At 71.3% G+C, this 19643-nt stretch carries 19 protein-coding genes; 7 read left to right on the top strand and 12 right to left on the bottom strand.

Features of this window, described 5'->3' with window-relative positions:
• Positions 1-155: 155 nt before the first annotated feature.
• From ACFVWY_RS18515 to ACFVWY_RS18495, 5 genes are all read right to left on the bottom strand, one after another.
• A complete protein-coding gene (locus tag ACFVWY_RS18515) occupies positions 156-1028 on the bottom strand; it encodes an amino acid ABC transporter permease (RefSeq protein WP_389873284.1) in 873 nt (290 codons plus the stop codon).
• Positions 1025-1669 (bottom strand): amino acid ABC transporter permease, encoded by a 645-nt coding sequence (locus ACFVWY_RS18510; RefSeq protein ID WP_389873281.1) that lies wholly within the window; start codon positions 1667-1669, stop codon positions 1025-1027. Before ACFVWY_RS18510 ends, ACFVWY_RS18515 begins: the two co-directional genes overlap by 4 nt.
• Positions 1670-1686: 17 nt before the next feature.
• Positions 1687-2610, bottom strand: a complete 924-nt coding sequence (locus ACFVWY_RS18505; RefSeq protein WP_389873278.1) for a glutamate ABC transporter substrate-binding protein — start codon at positions 2608-2610, stop codon at positions 1687-1689.
• A 14-nt stretch (positions 2611-2624) separates the two neighbouring features.
• Positions 2625-3368, bottom strand: coding sequence for an amino acid ABC transporter ATP-binding protein (locus tag ACFVWY_RS18500; RefSeq protein WP_389873276.1), 744 nt, complete (start codon positions 3366-3368; stop codon positions 2625-2627).
• Between the two features lie 127 nt (positions 3369-3495).
• A complete protein-coding gene (locus tag ACFVWY_RS18495; protein WP_389873273.1) occupies positions 3496-3936 on the bottom strand; it encodes a DUF6278 family protein in 441 nt (146 codons plus the stop codon).
• Positions 3937-4325: 389 nt separating this feature from the next.
• On the opposite strand from ACFVWY_RS18495, the gene ACFVWY_RS18490 reads away from it, so the two are divergent.
• Positions 4326-5510: a Cmx/CmrA family chloramphenicol efflux MFS transporter gene (locus ACFVWY_RS18490; RefSeq protein WP_389873271.1), complete on the top strand. Its 1185-nt coding sequence runs from the start codon at positions 4326-4328 to the stop codon at positions 5508-5510.
• A gap of 121 nt (positions 5511-5631) precedes the next feature.
• Here ACFVWY_RS18490 and ACFVWY_RS18485 read toward each other — a convergent pair whose 3' ends face one another.
• From ACFVWY_RS18485 to ACFVWY_RS18470, 4 genes are all read right to left on the bottom strand, one after another.
• A complete protein-coding gene (locus ACFVWY_RS18485) occupies positions 5632-6411 on the bottom strand; it encodes an exodeoxyribonuclease III (protein WP_389873268.1) in 780 nt (259 codons plus the stop codon).
• A gap of 48 nt (positions 6412-6459) precedes the next feature.
• On the bottom strand, positions 6460-7116 hold the full coding sequence (locus ACFVWY_RS18480; RefSeq protein WP_389873265.1) for an MBL fold metallo-hydrolase: 657 nt from the start codon (positions 7114-7116) through the stop codon (positions 6460-6462).
• 12 nt (positions 7117-7128) lie between these two features.
• Complete coding sequence (gene pcaC / locus ACFVWY_RS18475; RefSeq protein ID WP_389873262.1) at positions 7129-8403, bottom strand: 4-carboxymuconolactone decarboxylase; 1275 nt, start codon at positions 8401-8403, stop codon at positions 7129-7131.
• Positions 8404-8901: 498 nt separating this feature from the next.
• Positions 8902-9735: a PIG-L family deacetylase gene (locus tag ACFVWY_RS18470; RefSeq protein WP_389873260.1), complete on the bottom strand. Its 834-nt coding sequence runs from the start codon at positions 9733-9735 to the stop codon at positions 8902-8904.
• Between the two features lie 601 nt (positions 9736-10336).
• On the opposite strand from ACFVWY_RS18470, the gene ACFVWY_RS18465 reads away from it, so the two are divergent.
• From ACFVWY_RS18465 to ACFVWY_RS18450, 4 genes are all read left to right on the top strand, one after another.
• Positions 10337-11035 (top strand): hypothetical protein, encoded by a 699-nt coding sequence (locus ACFVWY_RS18465; protein WP_389873257.1) that lies wholly within the window; start codon positions 10337-10339, stop codon positions 11033-11035.
• A 126-nt stretch (positions 11036-11161) separates the two neighbouring features.
• Positions 11162-12058: a hypothetical protein gene (locus tag ACFVWY_RS18460; RefSeq protein WP_389873254.1), complete on the top strand. Its 897-nt coding sequence runs from the start codon at positions 11162-11164 to the stop codon at positions 12056-12058.
• Positions 12059-12402: 344 nt separating this feature from the next.
• Positions 12403-12912, top strand: a complete 510-nt coding sequence (locus tag ACFVWY_RS18455; protein WP_389873251.1) for a SigE family RNA polymerase sigma factor — start codon at positions 12403-12405, stop codon at positions 12910-12912.
• Between the two features lie 41 nt (positions 12913-12953).
• Positions 12954-14228 (top strand): hypothetical protein, encoded by a 1275-nt coding sequence (locus ACFVWY_RS18450; RefSeq protein ID WP_389873248.1) that lies wholly within the window; start codon positions 12954-12956, stop codon positions 14226-14228.
• Between the two features lie 553 nt (positions 14229-14781).
• Here the strand turns inward: ACFVWY_RS18450 and ACFVWY_RS18445 are convergent.
• Positions 14782-15189, bottom strand: a complete 408-nt coding sequence (locus ACFVWY_RS18445) for a hypothetical protein (RefSeq protein WP_389873245.1) — start codon at positions 15187-15189, stop codon at positions 14782-14784.
• Positions 15190-15320: 131 nt separating this feature from the next.
• On the opposite strand from ACFVWY_RS18445, the gene ACFVWY_RS18440 reads away from it, so the two are divergent.
• Both ACFVWY_RS18440 and ACFVWY_RS18435 read left to right on the top strand, forming a co-directional pair.
• Entirely contained in the window at positions 15321-16319 is a 999-nt protein-coding gene (locus ACFVWY_RS18440) for an ArsR/SmtB family transcription factor (RefSeq protein ID WP_389873242.1), read from the top strand.
• A 193-nt stretch (positions 16320-16512) separates the two neighbouring features.
• Entirely contained in the window at positions 16513-16971 is a 459-nt protein-coding gene (locus ACFVWY_RS18435) for an SRPBCC family protein (protein WP_389873239.1), read from the top strand.
• A gap of 90 nt (positions 16972-17061) precedes the next feature.
• Here the strand turns inward: ACFVWY_RS18435 and ACFVWY_RS18430 are convergent, their stop codons facing one another.
• On the bottom strand, positions 17062-17454 hold the full coding sequence (locus tag ACFVWY_RS18430) for a hypothetical protein (protein WP_389873236.1): 393 nt from the start codon (positions 17452-17454) through the stop codon (positions 17062-17064).
• Between the two features lie 54 nt (positions 17455-17508).
• A complete protein-coding gene (gene ctaD / locus ACFVWY_RS18425) occupies positions 17509-19197 on the bottom strand; it encodes a cytochrome c oxidase subunit I (RefSeq protein ID WP_389873393.1) in 1689 nt (562 codons plus the stop codon).
• Between the last annotated feature and the right edge of the window lie 446 nt (positions 19198-19643).

Below are 19643 nucleotides of genomic sequence, written 5' to 3'. Positions count from 1 at the left end.
AGGCAGCTGGTCGAGCACCGCCCGGCCCGGCGCAGCTGACCTTCTTCTCGCCCGGGAAGGCCCGGTGCACGGGCCCGTCGTCCCGTACGAGAAGTGATCACCGGCTGCTGCCGGGCGGGCACCGCTCTGCTGGAACCGCCTCGCGGCGGCCCCGGCTACTGCACTCCCGGCAGCAGCGTCCCCGGTTCGGCCGGTGCGATCTCCACGGCCTTCATCTTCGGATTGCGCCGTTCCCGCTTGGCCACCCAGGTCGCGAACCAGGAGAGCAGCATGCACATCCCGATGTAGATCGGCGAGATCACCATCACCACCGGGATGAAGGGAAGATCGTAGTCGAGGTTGGACGCGATGAGCTTGCCCGCGTGCAGAAATTCCTCGTACGTGATCAGGTAGCCGAGCGAGGTGTCCTTCAGCGCCACGACCAACTGGCTGATGATGGTGGGCAGCATGGCGCGCACCGCCTGGGGGGCGAGGACGAAGGTGGTGACCTGTGTCTTGCGCATGCCCAGGGCGTACGCGGCCTCGCCCTGGCCGCGCTCCACGGAGTTGATCCCGGCACGGAAGACCTCGGCGAGCACCGAACCGTTGTACAGCGTCAGCCCGGCGACCAGGGCGGGCAGCGGCTGTACCTTCAGCGCCACGAAGATGAAGAAGATCATCACCAGCACGGGCATGGCCCGGAAGAACTCCACGAGCAGCGTCGCGATCCAGCGCACCGCCCGGTGCTCGGAGAGCCTGCCGACCGCGAGGACGCCGCCGAGCAGCAGGGAGAGCACCGCCGCGTACGCGAACGCCTTGAGGGTGTTGCCCAGCCCCCGCAGCAGCAGTTCCTGGATGCCCTTGTACTGGAAGGGGGCCCACTTGGCGGCGGCGAACTGCCCGGTGTCGACGAGCAGATAGATCACCCAGCCGGCCAGGGCGAGGATCAGGACCGTCGAGGCGATCCCGTAGAGCCGGTGGCGCTTGCGGGTCGCCGGGCCCGGGATGTCGTAGAGCGCGGTGGCCGCGGGTGCGGTGCGGGTGGTCATCGGGCGACTCCCCAGCGCTTCTCCAGCACGTTGAAGAGCGCACTGATGGACAGGGTGATGATCAGGTAGCCGACGGCGATCCAGACGAACGACCAGATGATGCTGTAGCCCAGTTCGTTGAGGGTCTTGTAGGTGCCGAGCAGTTCGGTGACGCTGAACGCCCCGGCGATCGCCGAGTTCTTGGCGAGGGCGATGAGCGTGGAGCCGACCGGCGGGATCACCGTCCGGAACGCCTGCGGCAGCACCACGGTGCTCAGTGTCTGTCCGAACGTCATGCCCAGGCTGCGCGCTGCCTCGCCCTGCCCCGTCGGCACGGTGTTGATGCCCGAGCGCAGTACCTCGCAGATGAACGCGGAGGTGTAGCAGCCGAGCGCGAGGACCGCGAAGAGCTTGAAGGGCAGGACGAGTCCGAAGCGGGGCAGTCCGAGCAGGACCGCGAAGAACAGCAGGGTCAGCGGGGTGTTGCGCAGCACCGTCACCCAGACCGTGCCGATCACCCGCAGCGAGCCGACCGGGGCGACCCGGCACGAAGCCATGAGGAAGCCGAGGACCAGGGCCAGGGCCGAGGCGTAGACGGTCAGCTCGACGGTGCCCAGGAAGCCCTTGCCGTAGAGCGAGAAATTGTCGGTGAGTACGTTCATGTGCGATGCCCGCCTCCTCAGGCAGCCGGATAGCGGTCGATGGGCGGCGGCGTCGGCGCGGGTGCCCCGGACAGACCGAGCGTGGCCTCGAACGCCTTCTTCCAGTTGCCGTTCTTCTGGTTGGCCTCCAGCGCGTCGTCGAGCGCGAACCGCAGCGCGTTGTCGCTGCGCGGGACGCCGATGCCGTACGGCTCCTGGGAGAAAGGCTTGCCCACGACCTTCATCTCGTCGGGCGCCTTGGCAGCGAAGCCCAGCAGGATGGCGTCGTCGGTGGTGACGGCGTCGACCTGGTAGGTGAGCAGGTTGTCGACGCAGATCGAGTACGTGTCGTAGGCGACCAGGATCGCCTTCGGGAACTCGGCGGCGATGCGCTGGTACGGAGTCGATCCCGCGGCCGAGCAGACGGTCCGGCCGGCCAGGTCCTGCGGGCCGTTGATGCCGTGCTCGTCGGTGCGGACCAGCAGACCCTGCCCGGCCATGTAGTAGGGCCCGGCGAATCCGACGAGCTTCTTGCGCATGTCGTTGATGGTGTAGGTGCCGACGTAGTAGTCGATCTGCCCGTTCTGCAGGGCCGTCTCGCGGTTGGCGGAGGCGATGGTCCGGAAGCGGATCGTCTTCGGGTCGAAGCCGAGCGAAGCCGACATCATCCTGGCGATCTCGATGTCGAAGCCGGAGTAGACGCCGGTGGCGGGGTCCTTCTCGCCCAGGTAGGGCTGGTCCTCCTTGGCCCCGACCCGGAGGTAGCCGCGTTTCCTCGCCTTCGTCCAGGTCGGCGAGGCGGGCAGCCGGAAGGCGGTGTCGACCTTGTACACCGGGAGCTGATCGGGCTTGGGGCCCTTGACCGGCGGACTGCCCTCCTTGCCGCAGGCGGCGGCGAGCACACCCAGCAGCAGGGCGGCACAGACGGCCAGGACTCTTCTCGTACGCGGTACGGTGCGCAATGCGGAACCCCCCGTCAGTGCTTGAGGATCTTGGACAGGAAGTCCTTGGCGCGTTCGCTCTCCGGAGCGGTGAAGAACGCCTCGGGGGTGCGGTCCTCGACGACGCGTCCGTCGGCCATGAAGACCACGCGATTGGCGGCGGAGCGGGCGAAGCCCATCTCGTGGGTGACGACGACCATGGTCATGCCGTCCCGGGCGAGCTGCTGCATGACCTCCAGCACCTCGTTGATCATCTCCGGATCGAGTGCCGAGGTGGGCTCGTCGAAGAGCAGCGCCTTGGGGTCCATGGCGAGGGCTCGGGCGATGGCGACGCGCTGCTGCTGGCCGCCGGAGAGCTGGGCGGGGAACTTGTCGGCGTGTGCGGCGAGTCCGACCCGTTCCAGCAGTTCGCGGGAGCGCCGGTCGGCCTCGTCCTTCTTCCGCCTGCGGACCTTGATCTGGGCGAGCGAGACGTTGGCCAGCACAGTGCGGTGCGCGAACAGGTTGAACGACTGGAAGACCATGCCGACTTCGGCCCGGAGCCGGGCCAGCCCCTTGCCCTCCTCGGGGAGGGGTCTGCCGTCGATCGCGATCCGGCCGGACTCGATCGTCTCCAGCCGGTTGATGGTCCGGCACAGTGTCGACTTGCCGGAGCCCGAGGGGCCGATGACCACCACCACCTCCCCGCGGCCCACGGTGAGATTGATGTCCCGCAGTACGTGCAACTGCCCGTAGTACTTGTTGACGTCCCGCAGTTCGATCAACGGATCGACGGCCATACGCTGCCCTACCCACTTTTTCTCTGTGCCGAGGTCAGCGCAAACTATCCATCCCGAAAAGGGACTTCGCCCCCGACACGCATAAATGAGGCATAAGGCGTCTTATGTGCTTGTCGTCGGACCCGCCTTATCCTTCGGCGGATTCCGAGTACACCTGCGAGAGTTCGGGGCTGCCCGCCATCGCCCAGTCCAGCCCGGCACCGACCACGTCGATCTCCCGGCCGGTGGCGAGCCGCACCACGGGCTGGCCGCCGGGCCGGACACCCCAGACCGCTCCGGGAACGTTCCGCACCAGGACCGTGCCGAGGTAGAGGCCCGCGTCATTGCCCAGCCAGGGCAGCTCCTCCGGATCGTCGCGCCAGTGCGGCGGCAGTTGGTCGAGTCCCGCCAACGACGCCGGACTGTCGTCCAGTCGGAGCCCGCGCTGCCCCGCGCGGACCCGGAGCAGCTCGCACTCGGCCAGGAGTTCGGCCACGCCCTCGGGATCATCCGCGAACGCGGCGGCCAGCCCCTCGCCTTGCACCCCGCCGTGCCGCTTACGCCAGTTGTCCAAGAAAGGGATGTTCATACCACTCAGGGTCGCATCCCGGCCACGCCGCGCACCACAGGGCGCGCGGTCCGCCGGGCGGGCAACGCACCGGTGACACCGGAGTGAAGCACCGGGGCCGGGAGAACCGGGGTGGAGGCGGAACGTTCCGGGCTGGTACCTTCGCCTCCATGTCCAGCCCCGAGTCCGACAGAGGCTAGCCACCGGTCCGCCGGTGGCCGATCCGCAGTCGACAGGCCACTGCCGCAGGACCACCGCTGTGTGGGCCCGCGTTCCTCCCGCGCGTCTCCGCCGGGTCATGTCCGTGATCACCCCGGACGTTCTTCCGCGTTGCCGCCCGCTCCTGCCGGGCGGGTGCGGGCCCACACCCCCTGTTCGGTCCCTCTGTCAGCCTTCCATGGGGTCTCTTCATGCCATTCGCCGTCTACGCGCTCGGGCTCGCCGTCTTCGCCCAGGGCACCTCCGAATTCATGCTGTCCGGTCTGCTCTCGGACATCGCCGCCGACCTGCACGTGTCCATCCCCGCCGCGGGGCTGCTGACCTCGGCCTTCGCGGTCGGAATGGTCCTGGGGGCGCCCTTGATGGCGCTCTTCAGCCGGAACTGGCCGCGCCGCCGCGCCCTGGTGTTCTTCCTCTGCGTCTTCTGCGCCGTCCATGTCGTCGGCGCGCTCACCCCCGGATACGGGCTGCTGCTGGCGACCCGGGTCGTCGGGGCGCTGGCCAACGCCGGATTCTGGGCGGTGGCCCTGGTCACCGCGGTCTCCCTGGCCGGGCCCGGGGCGCGGGCCCGCGCCACCTCGGTGGTGGTCGGGGGCGTGACCCTCGCCTGTGTGGCCGGAGTGCCCGCCGGTGCGGCGCTGGGCGGGCACTGGGGGTGGCGGTCGGCGTTCTGGGCGGTGGCCCTGGTCTCCGTACCGGCCGTCCTGGTGATCGCGAAGAGCGTTCCGGCGGGGCGGCCCTCGGCGGACCCGGTGCCCGCCCGCGTCGAACTGCGGGCCCTGGCCGCGCCGCGGCTGCTGCTGGTCCTGGTGACGATGGCGCTCGTGCAGGGCGCGACCTTCTGCGCGTTCTCCTACGTGGAACCGCTCGTCACCCACGTCACCGGGCTGGGCCCGGCCTGGGTTCCCGGGCTGCTGGCGCTCTTCGGGCTGGGCTCGTTCCTCGGCGTCACGGCCGCCGGGCGGTTCGCGGACAGCCGCCCGGCCGGCTTCACCGCGGCCGGGCTGCTGGCGCTGACGGCGGGCTGGGCCGGATTCGCACTGACCTCGGGAAGCACCTACGCAACGGTGCCGCTCGTGCTCGTCATGGGGATGCTCGCGTTCGGCACCGGTACGGCGCTGATCTCCTGGGTCTTCCGGCTGGCGCCCGGCGCACCGACGCTCTCCGGCTCGTTCGCCACGGCCGCGTTCAACGTGGGGGCCGCGCTCGGCCCCTGGCTGGGCGGACTGGCGATCGGCGCGGACCTCGGCTTCCGGTCCCCGCTGTGGGTGAGCGCCGTGCTGATGGCCCTGGCCCTGGGGCCCGCCCTGCCGGTCATGGCCGGGGCGCGGACAGGGGCGGGAGCCAAGGCTGAGGCCGGGGCTCCCGCGGCCTGACCGGCGGGATGGTGGTGCCCCGCCCGGCGCTGAACGGGCGGGGCCGTCCTCGGTCACAGCAAGCAGCCAGCAAGCGGGATTAAGGACGAAACCACGCTAGCCCCCGGCACTGACAACGGGCTCAGACGGCGAGGTCCACGACCACCGGGGCGTGGTCGGAGGCACCCTTGCCCTTGCGCTCCTCGCGGTCGACGTAGCTGTCCTCGACGGCCGCGACGAACGGGGCGTTGCCGTAGACCAGGTCGATCCGCATGCCCTTGTTCTTCGGGAAGCGCAGCTCGCGGTAGTCCCAGAAGGTGTACGGGCGGTCGTACTTGAGCGGGCGCGGCATGACGTCGGACAGCCCCTCCTCGCGCAGCGCGGCAAGGGCGGCGCGCTCGGCGGGGGTGACATGCGTGGCGCCCTCGAACAGCGCCGGATCCCAGACGTCGTCATCGGTCGGGGCCACGTTGAAGTCGCCCAGCACCGCGAAGGGCCGCGTACCTCCGGCGTCCTCGGCGACAGCCTTGCGCAGGGCCTCGAACCAGCGCAGCTTGTAGCCGTAGTGCGGGTGCTCGATCTCGCGGCCGTTGGGCACGTAGACCGACCAGACGCGGACCGGACCGCAGGTCGCGGAGATCGCCCGCGGCTCCTGCGCCCCGTCGTACTCCGGGCCGTCCGCCAGCCCCTCCACGACATCGGCCAGGCCGACCCGGGAGACCAGCGCCACGCCGTTCCACCGGCCCGTGGCGTGCACCGCGGACTCGTAGCCGATCTCGCGGAGGGCGTCCGCCGGGAACTGCTCGGCGGCGCACTTGGTCTCCTGGATGCACAGCACGTCCGTGCCGCTGCTCTCCAGCCATGCCAGCAGCCTCGGGAGCCGGGCGGTGATCGAATTGACGTTCCAGGTGGCGATGCGCATGTACGTAAACCTAGCGGTTGGCACCGACAGCCGCCGGACCGGCGGCGGTCACAGGCCCGTCGATTCGCCGGGGGCCAGCCGTCCGTGGTCGGCGGGCGCGAGGGAGCCGATCTGGTGGTCGTAGATCGGGCGGGCGAGATCGGTGAGCAGCGCGTCGTGGATGTCGATGGCGCGGCGCGGCGCGACCTCGCGTACGTAGTCGATGACCTCGGAGATCTTGTTCCAGGGGGCCATCACCGGAACCATCAGGGTGTCGACGGGCCGGTCCGGGACGGTGAGCGCGTCGCCCGGGTGGAAGAGCGAGCCGTCGACCAGGAAGCCGATGTTGGTGATCCTCGGGAGGTCCGGGTGGATCACCGCGTGCAGTTCGCCGTGCACCTGCACGTCGAAGCCCGCCGCGGAGAAGGTGTCGCCGTGGCCGACGGTGTGGACCCGGCCGGGGAAGGCCGCGGCAAGCCGGTCGGCGACGCTGCGCAGGGTCCAGATCTCGGCCGACGGGTCGGCCTCCATCGCCGCGCGCAGCCGCCCCTCGTCGAAGTGATCGGGGTGCTCGTGGGTCACCAGCAGCACGTCGGCACCGGCGGCGGCGTCCGGCTCGGAGAAGGCGCCCGGGTCGATGACGAGCGTGCGCCCGTCCTTCTCCAGGCGGATGCAGGAGTGCGTCTTCTTGGTCAGGGTCGGGTGCACGGGGTTCACGGCGTCCATGGGCCCATCCTGCTACGGCCGGGGGCGGGTTTCCTCCTGGATCACGGACTGGGCGACGGAGAAGGCGGCACCGGCGGCGGGCACACCGCAGTACACGGCGGTCTGCATCAGCACCTCCTTGATCTCCGCCGGGGTGAGACCGTTGCGCAGGGCGGCCCGGACGTGCGCGGCCAGGCTCTCCAGGCGGCCGGAGGCGATCAGCGCGGTGAGAGTGACACAGCTGCGGGTGCGGCGGTCCAGGCCCTCCCTGTTCCACACCTCGCCCCAGGCGTAGCGGGTGACGAGCTCCTGGAAGTCCCCGGTGAAGTCGTCGGCGGCGGCCAGGGCCCCGTCCACATGGGCGTCGCCCAGCACCTCGCGGCGGATCTTCAGACCGGGCTCGTACGGGTCGGGACGTCCGGTGGTGCTCGGGGGCTGCGGTGCGGCGGCGGTGATCTCCGCGACGGGCAGCACGGGGGCGGAGAGCTGCGGGATGGGCGCCGGGACGGGGATGGCGGCGAGGGTGTCCTGCCAGGCCGACGAGAAGTGGGTGAGCAGCAGGTCGGTGACGGCGGCGGGCTGCTCGACCGGCGCGAGGTGGGAGGCGCCGGGGACCAGCGCGAGCCGGGCGTCGGGGATGCCCGCGACGAGGGTGCGGGCATCCCCGGGGCCGGTGACCCGGTCCTCGGAACCGACCAGGACGAGCGTGGGGGCGGTGACACGGCCCAGCTCGCCGCGGATGTCGAAGGCGGCGAGGGCCTCGCAGGCGGCGATGTAGCAGCCGGGGTCGGTGGTGCGGACCATCTGGACGGCCCAGTCGACGATGGCGGACTGGGCGGCGGCGAAGCCGGGGGTGAACCAGCGCTCGGGAGCGGTGCGGGCCATCGGCTCCAGCCCGTTGGTGCGTACGACGACGCCGCGCTGACGGAACTCGTCGGCGCTGCCGAACCGGGGCGAGGCGCCGATCAGGGCCAGGGAGGCGACCCGGTTCGGGTGGCGCAGCGCGAGGTCGGCGCCGATCGCGCCGCCGATGGAGCAGCCCGCGTACCCGAACCGCTGGACCCCGAGGCTGTCGAGGGTGGCGAGCAGCCGGCCGGAGAGGTCGCCGATGGCACTGGCCGGGCGGGCGGGGGCGCCGCCGTGGCCCGGCAGGTCGTAGCGCAGGACTCTCCAGTGCGGGGTCAGCTCGGGTATCTGCCGGTCCCACATGTGCCATGACGTGCCGAGAGAGGGCCCCAGGACCAGGATCGGTGCGTCTTCGGGCCCGTCGAAGCGGTATTGCAGGGTTTCAGTCGTCGTCTCACTCACCCGTTCACGCTCCCATATCCCGCCCTCCGCCGTGCCGCCAGGGCCAGAAGGTCCGGGCGGACGCGGGCACGGACGCGGCAGGGTCCGCCCCGGCCGTGAAGGCGACGGACTCCGGGACCGACGGCCCGGGATCGTCCGCCCGGGTCTCGGACGTCCGAGCTCCGGACGCCGGGGCTCGGACGTCTGAGCTCCGGACGCCGGGGCTCGGACGTCCGGCGCCCGCTGCTGCGCGGCCTTCGCCCACGGCACCCCCGGTGTCCGCCCGTCCAGTGCCTCCGCGCACCCGGCGCGACCGGGCGGCGGCGGGGCGCCGGTCCGAAGGGGCTTCGGGCCTCGCGCCGGCGTCGCCGTGATCACCCCCGCACGCCCCGGCGTCCTGGGCCGCCGCGCCTCGCACGCCCTCGCGCGGGCGGGCCGGTCCGCGCCGCTTCCGGCCGGACCCGGCCCGTTCCCCTCACCCGTCGGCCGTCGCGACGGCGCCCGGCGGCATCCCGCGGGTCAGCGCAGCCCGGCGAAGAGGTCGTTCTCGGGCACGGACGCGCCGGTGGCGTCCTTGACGCGTACGAAGGTCTCCATGCCCATCAGCTCGCCGAACCTCTCCTTGCCCATCTTGAGGAAGAAGATGTTCTCGCCCTGACTGGCGTGCGCGGCCAGCGCGTCGAACTTCTGGCCGCTGAACGCGGTGGTGTCCACCCACGTGGTGATCTCGTCGTCGGGCAGGCCGATCTCGGCCAGCGCGGCCATCTCGGCGGGATCCGGCTCCGGCATGTCCCCACCGAACTCGCGCATGGTCTCCCCGAACCTCTGCATCGTCGAGCGGGGCATCGTCGTCCAGTACACCTTCGGTGTCAGCCCGGTCATCTCCAGCGCCGCCATCGTGATGCGGTGGGCCTGGATGTGGTCGGGGTGGCCGTAGAAGCCGTTCTCGTCGTAGGTGACGACCACGTCGGGCCGGTAGTGCCGCATGAGTTCCGCGAGCCGGGCAGCACCTTCCTCCACGGGGGTCTGCCAGAAGGATCCGGGAGCGTCGTTGCCCGGCCAGCCGGCCATCCCGGAGTCGGCGTAGTCCAGCAGCTCCAGGTCGCTGATCTTCAGGACGTCACAGCTCTCCTTCAGTTCCTGGCTGCGCATCAGGGCGACGGCCGCTGGATCATGCCCGGGGTCGCCCGGCTTGGCGCCCCCCGGTCCGTCACCGCAGCCGCCGTCGGTACACGTCACGAGAACCGTGCGGATGCCTTCCGCCGCGTACCGCGCGAGGACCCCTCCGGTGCTGGTGGCCTCGTCATCGGGGTGGGCGTGTACGGCCATGAGCGTCAAGGGTCGGTCGGTCATGAAACAGTCCTCCTGCGGAAATGCGTCCTGGTTCTTATGCGCGGCGGGCGTACCACGGTCCTGGGGCCCGGGTCCTGGCGGGGCGGACGACCTCGCGGTCTCCGCGTCCCCCGCCCGTACGGCGCCGGTCCCCCGTTCGATGCAACCGCGCCGACCGGACCGGCTGTTCCCGGCGCGGCCCATTGGTCTGCCGGACGCGGGAGTTTCCTCACGACCACGGTCCAGGTACCGCCTTCACGTCGCAGCGTCGTCGGACGCCCGCGGACCGGCGTCCCGGCGCGCGGGGGCGGCGACGGCTCCCGGCAGGGCGCATCGGCCCTCCGGTCCGTGGACGAGGACGCCCGGCGGACCCGCCGCCGTGTCCGTGCCGTGCCCGTGCCATGTGCGTGCCGTGTGCGTGCCGGGGCCGCCCGCCGCATGCGGTCAAGAGGGCCCCTCCGGCCAGCGGACTCACAGAAATGGACATACCTCGCGAGTTGCTTCAACGAGGCCATACCGCCTGATAGTTATGAGCCTGCTGTACCGACCCAACCCGCCGGAGTGCCCTCCTGTCGCGGACGCGCAGGAGAGACGCACCCGCCTGCTGGAACGAGGTATGTCCATGAGATTGCTCAGCCGCGCCCTCGGACGGTCCGCCGCCACCCTCGCCACCGCGTTCGCCCTGGCCTCGCTCGGTGCCACCGCCACCGCCGCCGCGCCGACGTCCGCCGCCTCCGTCGGGCCCGTCAAGCTCTACATCCAGGGGTTCGGCAGCGGCCCGCAGAACGTCGCCGAGCAGTCCGCCCGCGCGAGCGGACTCGATGCCGCGGTCGCCCGCGGCTTCGCCCGGACCGAGTGCCGGGTGAGTGCCGGTCCCGCCGTCGTCAACTCGCTGCCCAACGGGTGGGTGCAGGTGCACATCGAGTACCTGTGCACCGGCGAACCGAACGTGGGCTCCCCCACCTTCGTACTCAACCGCTACCACAAGAGCTCCGACACCCTGAGCACTCCGTGGGACGCCCCCGCCGGCTACCAGCTCCAGGGCCCCCTGGGCAGCCTGTACACCGCGCCCACCCCCGACACGCAGCCCCTCTACCTCTGCCAGGTGCGCGGCGACCACTTCGCCACCACCGACGTCGGCTGCGAGGGCCAGACGTACGTGACGCGTCTTGGCTGGCTGTACAACGCGCAGCCCGCCGGAGTGCCGAGCCTGCCCCTGCTGCGTTGTCTGCGCAAGGAGAACCGGCAGATCTTCGAGTCCCACCAGGCCGACTGCGAGGGCCAGATCCACGGCGGCATGCTCGGCTACGTCCTGCCCTGACCACCCGGCCCGCCCCGTCCGGGCGGTGCCACCACGGGCGGAGGGCTCCCGGACCGGCCCGAGGCGCCCTTCCTGCCCGTGGCGTGGTGCGCTATGCAGGTGTCCCCTTCCTGAGGAGGAGCCCTGATGAGCGCAGAGGACGACCGGCACGGCACCAGCGGGCCGACGAGCATGACGCGTTTCGACGAGGTCTACAGCCAGCCCGATCCGCGGTCGTACTTCGGCGCTCTGGGGCCGCTGGGGTATCAGACGCCTCATCACGCCCAGAGCGTCTTCCGCCGCCTCCTGTCCTTCGTCGGCCTGTCCGGGGACGGCACGCACCCGGCGGAGCGCGGGGCCGAAGCCGTGGTCCTGGACATCTGCTGCTCGTACGGCATCAACGCGGCCCTCCTCAACCACCATGTGACGTGGGAGGAGCTGTACGAGCGCTACACCTCGCCCCGGGCCGCCCGCATGACGACCGGCGAGCTGATGGAGTCCGACCGCCGCTACTACGCCGCGCGGCGCCGCGCGGACGCCGTCCGCGTCGTCGGCCTCGACATCGCCGCTCCGGCCCTCGCGTACGCGCACGCCGTCGGTCTGCTGACGGCGGGCTTCGCCGAGAACCTGGAGACCGGTGCGCCCAGCCCGGCGCTGTACCAGGCCACGCGCGGCGTGCGTCTGATCACGGTGACCGGCGGGGCGAGCTTCCTGTCGGCCCGGACCTTCGCCTCGCTGCTGGCGGGCAGGGACGAGCCCGCCTGGGTGGCCTCCTTCGTCCTGCGCACCGGCTCCTACCGCGCCATCGCCGAGGGCCTGGACCGGTTCGGTCTGACCACACAGGAGTACACCGGTCGCACCTACCCGCAGCGGCGCTTCACCGACGCCGCCGAACAGCGGGGCGCCATCGCCGCCGTGCGCGCGCTCGGCAACGACCCCCGGGGCAAAGAGACCGACGGCTGCTTCCACACGGCCCTGCACCTGGCGCGGCCGGCCGCGCACGCCGCCGCCCATCCGCTGCACGCTCTGCTGCGCGACGCGTGAGCGCCCGGCCCGGCAGACCGTTCCAGGACGGCGGTCCGGGCCATCGGCCGGTGAGGACGGTGCCGGCCGCCCTCCCTCCGCCCGCGGGACGTGAGGTGCCTGCGGCCGTCGCCGTGGTCACCACCCCGCGTGTCCGCGGACGGCACGACGCCCACCGGGCCGACGAGAGGACACGGGGCCGCGGAAGGCCATGTGCGAACAGCGCGGTCAGACCGGCGCCGTCGGCATCGGCATCGGCCTCCGGGGACGAGGTCCGGCCCCGGAGGAAGCAACGCGGGTGAAACATCCCGCCGCCCCCATCGCATCTAAAGGGAGTAAGGGACGAGGCAAGGGGAGGGTGGCGGATGAGACGGTCCCAGGAGACCGCCTTCCGGGAGTTCGCGGCAGCCCGCATGGGGCATCTCTTCCGTTCGGCATGCCTGCTGACCAGCGGCGACACCCATCTCGCCGAGGATCTGGTGCAGGAGACACTGGGGCGGATGTACGTGGTCTGGGGGTCGTCGAGGCTCGGCAATCCGGCGGCGTACGCGCAGACCGTTCTCGTGCGGGTCTTTCTGGCGCACCAGCGGCGGCGCTCGTCGGGAGAACGGCCGAGCGACGAGATCCCCGAGGCCCCGGAGACGGCCGCGCAGGGTGATGCCTCACTGCGGCTCACGCTCCTGGAAGCACTGCGGAAGCTGCCCGCGAAGGACCGGGCGGTGGTCGTGCTGCGGTACTGGGAGGACCGGTCCATCGCGGAGACCGCGGACGTCCTCCATGTCAGCTCCGCGGCCGTACGCACCCGCAGTACCCGTGCGCTCGCCCGGCTGAGGGCGCAACTCGGCGACAGCATCAAGGACTTCGCCGCGCACTGATCGGCCCGACTGGCTATTTCGAGAAAGGGTGGTGGTTCGGCATGTCTGGAAACCAGGAGGATCTGGACGCCTTCGAGGGCGGGCTCGGTGACGCGCTGCGCCACACCGGGGAGGTCTTCTCCGTGGAAGGGCGCCCGCTGGTGGACGGCGGGATCGCGCACGGCCGGCGCAGGCTGCGGCGCAGGCGGGCCGCGGCCATGACCGGCAGCGTCGCGGCGCTCGCCGTCGTGGGGCTCGGGGCGTCGTACGCCACGGGCGCGTTCGGCGGCGGTCCGGGGACCGGCGGTGCGGGCGTGGCCGCGCGGCCGGACGGGCAGGAGACCGGCCCTTCGGCGAAGTCGTCGTCCGGCAAGGGGCCGCAGCTCTCGGCGCAGCAGGTGATCAAGAGGCTGGAGAGTCTGCTGCCGGAGGGGAAGGTCAGCGAGCAGGCGGGGCGCGGCACGGCCGACCGGTTCGGGCCATCGGCGCACCTCGTCTTCGACGACGGCGAGGGCAGAGCCGCGATCGGTGTGAGCGTCGGCGCCGTCGACCCGGAGGGCACGGAGGCGGAGCAGCAGCTCGCCTGCCCCGACAAGACCTTCGTGCCGTACGACTCCTGCCGGAACGAGACGCTTGCCGACGGTTCGCGTCTGATGGTGTCGCGCGGGTACGAATACGCCGACAAGCGCGTGGACACCAAGTGGTGGCACGCCTATCTCGTGACCCCCGACGGGTACACGGTCGATGCCAGCGAGTGGAACGCGCCCGCGGAGAAGGACGCCGCCGTCTCACGGGCGGAGCCCCCGCTCACGGTGGGGCAGCTGAAGGGACTCGTCACCTCCGGCGTGTGGCGGCCCGTGATGAACGCCCTGGAAAAGGCGGCCCCGGAGCCGGTTCGGCCACCGTCGGCGCGGGAGCAGGACGGCCGGACGATCCTGAGGAAGCTCAAGTCGCTGCTGCCCGCGTCCGCGAAGGTGACCTCCGAGGGGGGTGACGACGCGTACGCGTACGTCGTCGTGAACGACGGCAAGGGCGCGAGCATGGTGCAGATCAACGTGCAGCCGGACATGTCGGACGTGGAGGGCGAGCTGTTCGGGGCCGGGGCGGAGGTGCTCCCGGACGGGACAAAGGTCGTCACGCGTCGGGGACCGGGCGAGAAGGGCGGCACGGGCGTGGTGATGTGGACGGCCGACACCATCCGTACCAACGGCCTGCGGGTCGTGGTGTCCGCGTTCAACTCCGGTTCTCAGCAGACGGAGGCCACACGGCGCACCCCCGCGCTGACCCTGCGGCAGCTGAAGGCGATCGCCACGAGCGGGAAGTGGGCCGGACAGTAGATTCCGGGCGCGGGGCCCCTCGGCCGGGTGGCGCTGGGGAGACTGCTGGAACGGCACCGCGCGGATCAGCGGTGGGTCTCCCCTGGGGGACCGGTGTATCGCGGTGGCGCCCTGGCCGTCCGCAGCCGCGGGTCAGCGGGGCCTCAGCGGCCCGAAGCCGCCCTGCCCGGCCGCTCCGTCCGCGGTGTCCGCCCGGGGAGACGACCGCCCTGGGCAGCTTGGGCGAGACGCACGGACACGGCGCCGCACCACGGGGGTGCGGCGCCGTGCCGCCGGGCCTTCGGCGCGGAGGGCGGGGCCAGGGAAGCGTGAAGGCGCCGGACGGCCGCCCGAGGACCGGCTTCGGCGCGCTCTCGGACCCGTCGAAGCGGTACGGGAGGGCTTCAGCCGTCGTCTCGCTCGCCCTTCCACGCTCCCCTGTTCCCCCGTGCCCCTCCCTCCCCCTCTCCAAGGGCACGTGACGGGCGGCCCCCCTCCGCCCGCTGCCCCCGCCGCCTCCGCCGCCCCCGTCGGCTTCAGCTTCGGCCCGGCCGGTATGGGTGCCCGGTGCGGGTCAGTCCGCGATCAGTCCGGAGTTGGTGGCCGCACCCTTGAAGTTCACGTAGTACTCGGCGCCCGGCGTCGATCCGGAGAAGATCACCGTCCACACGCCCTTGGACGCCGTGATCCAGCCGTGGCACTTGTTGTGCGTACAGACCTGGACCTGGCGGGTGGCGTTGGTCTTGATGTTGATGTCGTTGCAGTAGCCCGCGACAGTGGTCCAGTTGCCGTAGGTGGGGTAGTGCGCCGGGTGGGTGGCGTCGCCCGCCTGGGCCGTGTACGCGAACGCGCTGCCGTAGCAGCTCTTCACCTGTGCACCGGCGCCCGGGGCCTGGGCGGCCTGCGCGGGGGCGGTGAGGACGGTGCACACGGCGGCGGCACCCGCGAGTGCCGCCGCGAAGCGCTTGCTCCCTGCCATCATGACGATCTCCTGTCCGTGGTGTGCGCCACCCGGTCGCGGGCGCCGCACATCAAGACAACTACCGTTCAGAGCAAGCCTGTTAGTGATTCGAACTGCTTCGAATGAGGCATGCGCGCCTACGATTCACCGACGTGATATCCGTGATTCCCGACGCGGGGACGCTGAGCAGGGTCCGGCTTTCGTTGTCCCCGGCGCATGACGTGGTGACGTGGCTGCGGCTCACGGCGGCGGGACGCCGCCATCCGTTCCTGGGCGATCCGGGGCCCGCGGCGCGCTCGGCGCTGCGCAGGCCCGACGTCGCGCTGATCGCGTACTGCCAGCCCGATGGGCGCAACGGGCTCACCTACATGCCCGATCTGCTCACTCCGATGCCGTCCCGCGGCGCCGCGGGACGCGTCTTCGACGAACAGCTGGCCATGATGGACGCGACGTCCGAGGAGGACGCCGCCCACCAGGTCGCCACGGTGCGGTTCGGCGGCGGCCCGATGCCCGCGTCGCTGCGGTCGGCACTAGACGCGGGAGAGTTCGGGCGACGGGTCGCCAACGGCATGCGGCAGTTCTGGAGGGAGGCGCTCGCCGACGAGTGGACCGGTATGTGCGCCGCTCTCGAAGCGGACATCGCCGCGCGCTCGCGCGAGATGGCCGGGCACGGGGTCGGGCATCTCCTCGACACCCTGCACCCGGACATCGGCTGGTCGGGTGGCCGGCTCGACATACGCAAAGGGAGGTACGAGGAAGAGGTCCGGCCGTCCGACAGGGAGGTGGTACTGACGCCGACCCTGCACGCGGAGGTCGGCGTACAGCTGGAGACCTCCGGCGACCTCGTCCTGTTCTACCCGGCGGCCGGTCTCGGCTCCGCGCTGGACCACCCCCGCACCCCCGCGATGGGGAAGCTGCTCGGGCAGAGCCGGGCCGCTCTGCTGGGCGACCTGGACGTCGCGCGGTCCACCGGCGAACTGGCGGCGCGGATCCACCTGTCCCCGGCCACGGTCTCGTACCACCTGGGGGTGCTGCACCGCTCCGGCCTGGTCCTGCGTGCACGCGACCGGCACGTCGTCCGCTACCGGCGCAGCGAGGAGGGCGACGCGCTGCTGGGGCGGCACCAGGGGGCGGGGCGGACGCGGACGTAGCCCGTGGGGAACAGCGGCGACGCCGCGGCCACGGCGTCAGCCGCTGGGCGGCGCGCTCCGGCGACACGCGGTCCGCCGCGCATGCGGGGGTCGCGACACGCGGTCCGGCCGCGCATGCGGGGGTCGCACGTTGCCGATAGCGTCGGCCGGAACCACACACGTCGCCCCGACGGGAAGAAGAAAGGCGGTCGCAGTGTCCCGGAACCGCCGCTTGATCCTGAGCCCGCCGTCCACGGTGTGGAGCCTGCTGTCCGACGGCCGCCGTTACGGGGAGTGGGTCTCGGGAACGCAGCAGGTCATCGCCGCCGACCCGCACTGGCCCGAGGCGGGTGCCCGGCTGCGGGTCCGGGTGGGGGTCGGCGCCGTCACTCTCGACGACACCTGTGTCGTCCGCATCTGCGAACCCGGGCGCCGCCTGGAGCTGGAGGCGAAGGCGGACCCCTTCGGCGCGGCCCGCATCGCCATGAACCTGATCCCTTGGGGCGGGAACACCCTCTTCCTGCTCGAATGGCATCCTCTGCGGGGCCCCGGTACCCGCATGCACGGGCTCCCCGTCGACTACCTCGTCTCCATCCGCAACGGCATGATGCTGACGAAGCTCGCCCGGATCGCCGTCCGCGAGCGGCAGGGCGGCACGGCGGCCCGCCCCTGAGCGCGGGAACCCCCGCCCGGTCCACCACGGACAACGGCGTACGGACCCTGGTTCCCTCCACGGGTCACAGGGTCCGTACGCCGCCACGCCCTACCTGCTGCGGGGTCCGTCGTCGGCCCGGGGGCTCAGCTCGCCGGGGCCGCTCCTCCTCTGCTCAGCCCGTACCGGGAACAGGGTGGACCAGCAGGCCTCCTCCTCGCGCTGTTCCTGGGCCCGCAGCAGCCGGGACTGGACGGCCAGGCAGACCACGGCGGTGGCCCCGGCCACCGCGGGCAGCACGGCCAGGCCCGGGGCCACGGGCAGAAGCAGCAGGAACAGGGTGAGGGGCACCGTGCCCCACCCGGTCAGCACGGCGGCCGCGGCGGGCCGCCGCGAGCGCGGCCGGTCCTGGCCCGCCCGCAGATCGATGTAGGCGGGCAGGTACCAGACGTTTCCGGCTGCGAGGAGTGCGACCACTCCTCCCGCCAGTACTCCGTGGGACATCGGCGGAACTCCTCGGGAAGCGGTTCGCGGGGCGGGCAGGGGGCAGTGCGACGGTCAGTGCGACGCTGCGGATTCCAGCGCGGTGATCTCCGGGTGGTGCAGGTCGAAGGCCGGGGATTCGCTGCGGATGCGGGGCAGGGAGGTGAAGTTGTGCCGGGGCGGCGGGCAGGAGGTGGCCCATTCCAGAGAGCGGCCGTAGCCCCAGGGGTCGTCGACGGTCACCTTCTTGCCGTACTGGCTGGTCTTCCAGACGTTGTAGAAGAAGGGCAGGAACGACAGTCCGAGCAGGAACGATCCGATGGTGGAGAGGGTGTTGAGGGCGGTGAACCCGTCGGCGGCGAGATAGTCGGCGTACCGGCGCGGCATTCCCTCGGCACCGAGCCAGTGCTGGACCAGGAAGGTGAGGTGGAATCCGGCCGTCAGCGTCCAGAACGTGATCTTCCCGAGCCGCTCGTCGAGCATTTTCCCGGTGAATTTCGGCCACCAGAAATGGAATCCGGCGAACATCGCGTACACGACCGTACCGAAGAGCGTGTAGTGGAAATGCGCGACGACGAAGTACGTGTCGGAGACGTGGAAGTCGAGCGGCGGTGAGGCCAGGATGACGCCGGTCAGTCCGCCGAACACGAAGGTGACAAGGAATCCGGTGGTCCACAGCATCGGTGTCTCGAAGGACAGCGATCCCTTCCACATCGTGCCGATCCAGTTGAAGAACTTCACTCCGGTCGGCACGGCGATCAGGAAGGTCATGAAGGAGAAGAAGGGGAGCAGCACGCCACCGGTCACGTACATGTGGTGGGCCCAGACGGTGACGGAGAGTCCGGCGATCGCGATCGTCGCGGCGACCAGGCCGATGTAGCCGAACATCGGCTTGCGGGAGAAGACCGGGACGATCTCGGAGACTATCCCGAAGAACGGCAGGGCCAGGACGTAGACCTCGGGGTGGCCGAAGAACCAGAAGAGGTGCTGCCAGAGCAGAGCGCCGCCGTTGGCCGGGTCGAAGATGTGCGAACCGAATTTCCGGTCCATCTCCAGCGCGAAGAGCGCCGCTGCCAGGACCGGGAAGACCAGGAGAATGAGTACGGCGGTCAGCAGCACGTTCCAGGTGAAGATCGACATCCGGAACATGGTCATTCCGGGGGCGCGCATGCAGATGATGGTGGTGATGAAATTGACCGCGCCGAGAATGGACCCGAATCCGGAGAGCGCCACACCCATGATCCACATGTCGGCGCCTATTCCGGGTGAATACGTGACGTCCGACAGCGGGGCGTAGGCGAACCAGCCGAAGTCGGCGGCGCCCTGCGGGGTGAGGAATCCACCGGCGGCGATCAGCGAGCCGAAGAGGAACAGCCAGTACGCCAGCATGTTCAGCCGCGGGAACGCCACGTCGGGGGCGCCGATCTGGAGTGGCATCAGCCAGTTGGCGAATCCGGTGAACAGCGGCATCGCGAACAGCAGCAGCATCACCGAGCCGTGCATGGTGAACGCCTGGTTGAACTGCTCGTTGGAGATGATCTGCGTGCCGGGGCGGGCGAGTTCGGCGCGCATCACGAGCGCCATGACGCCGCCGATGAGGAAGAACAGGAACGCGGTGACGAGGTACAGCGTGCCGATCTGCTTGTGGTCGGTCGTGGTGAGCCACGAGACGACGATCCGGCCGCGGGACGGGCGGCCGGGCCGGTCGGGGCCGGGGGGCAGGGGCCCTTGCGCGGGGGCGGCCAGACTGCCCTGCTTTTCCATTGCGTCCACCGGACCGTGTCCTCCAGCTCTTGCGGTTCTACGAGCGCTCCCCCGCCGTGCGGGGCGTGAGGAGCGGCCGGAAAGGCCCGGTGAATCACGAGGGGACGGGCCGGACCTTCCCGACCGCACCATGCTGGCCGTGCCCCCGGGGCGCCTCCAGGGACCGACGGGTACCGTTCACCGGGACGACCGGCCCTACTCGCCGGGCCCCCGCACGGCCGACCGGCCCCACCGTCCGGGCCGGTTCGCGGGAGCACCTCCGGACCGGGCCGGGTGACTGCCGTAGGCTGACCGTCCGTGGACCGGTCCCAGACCCCCGGTGATCCGGTGAGCGATCCCCCGGCATACGCCCATGGCACACGGAACCTGAGAGCGGCACCCCGATGACAGAGACAGCACCCACGGTGTCCGGCTCCCCCGCCGACGTACCCGCCGCCCCGCACGGG

Source organism: Streptomyces sp. NPDC058195 (assembly GCF_042883525.1).
Classification (GTDB): domain Bacteria; phylum Actinomycetota; class Actinomycetes; order Streptomycetales; family Streptomycetaceae; genus Streptomyces.
This window is presented reverse-complemented; position numbering and strand designations above follow the sequence as displayed.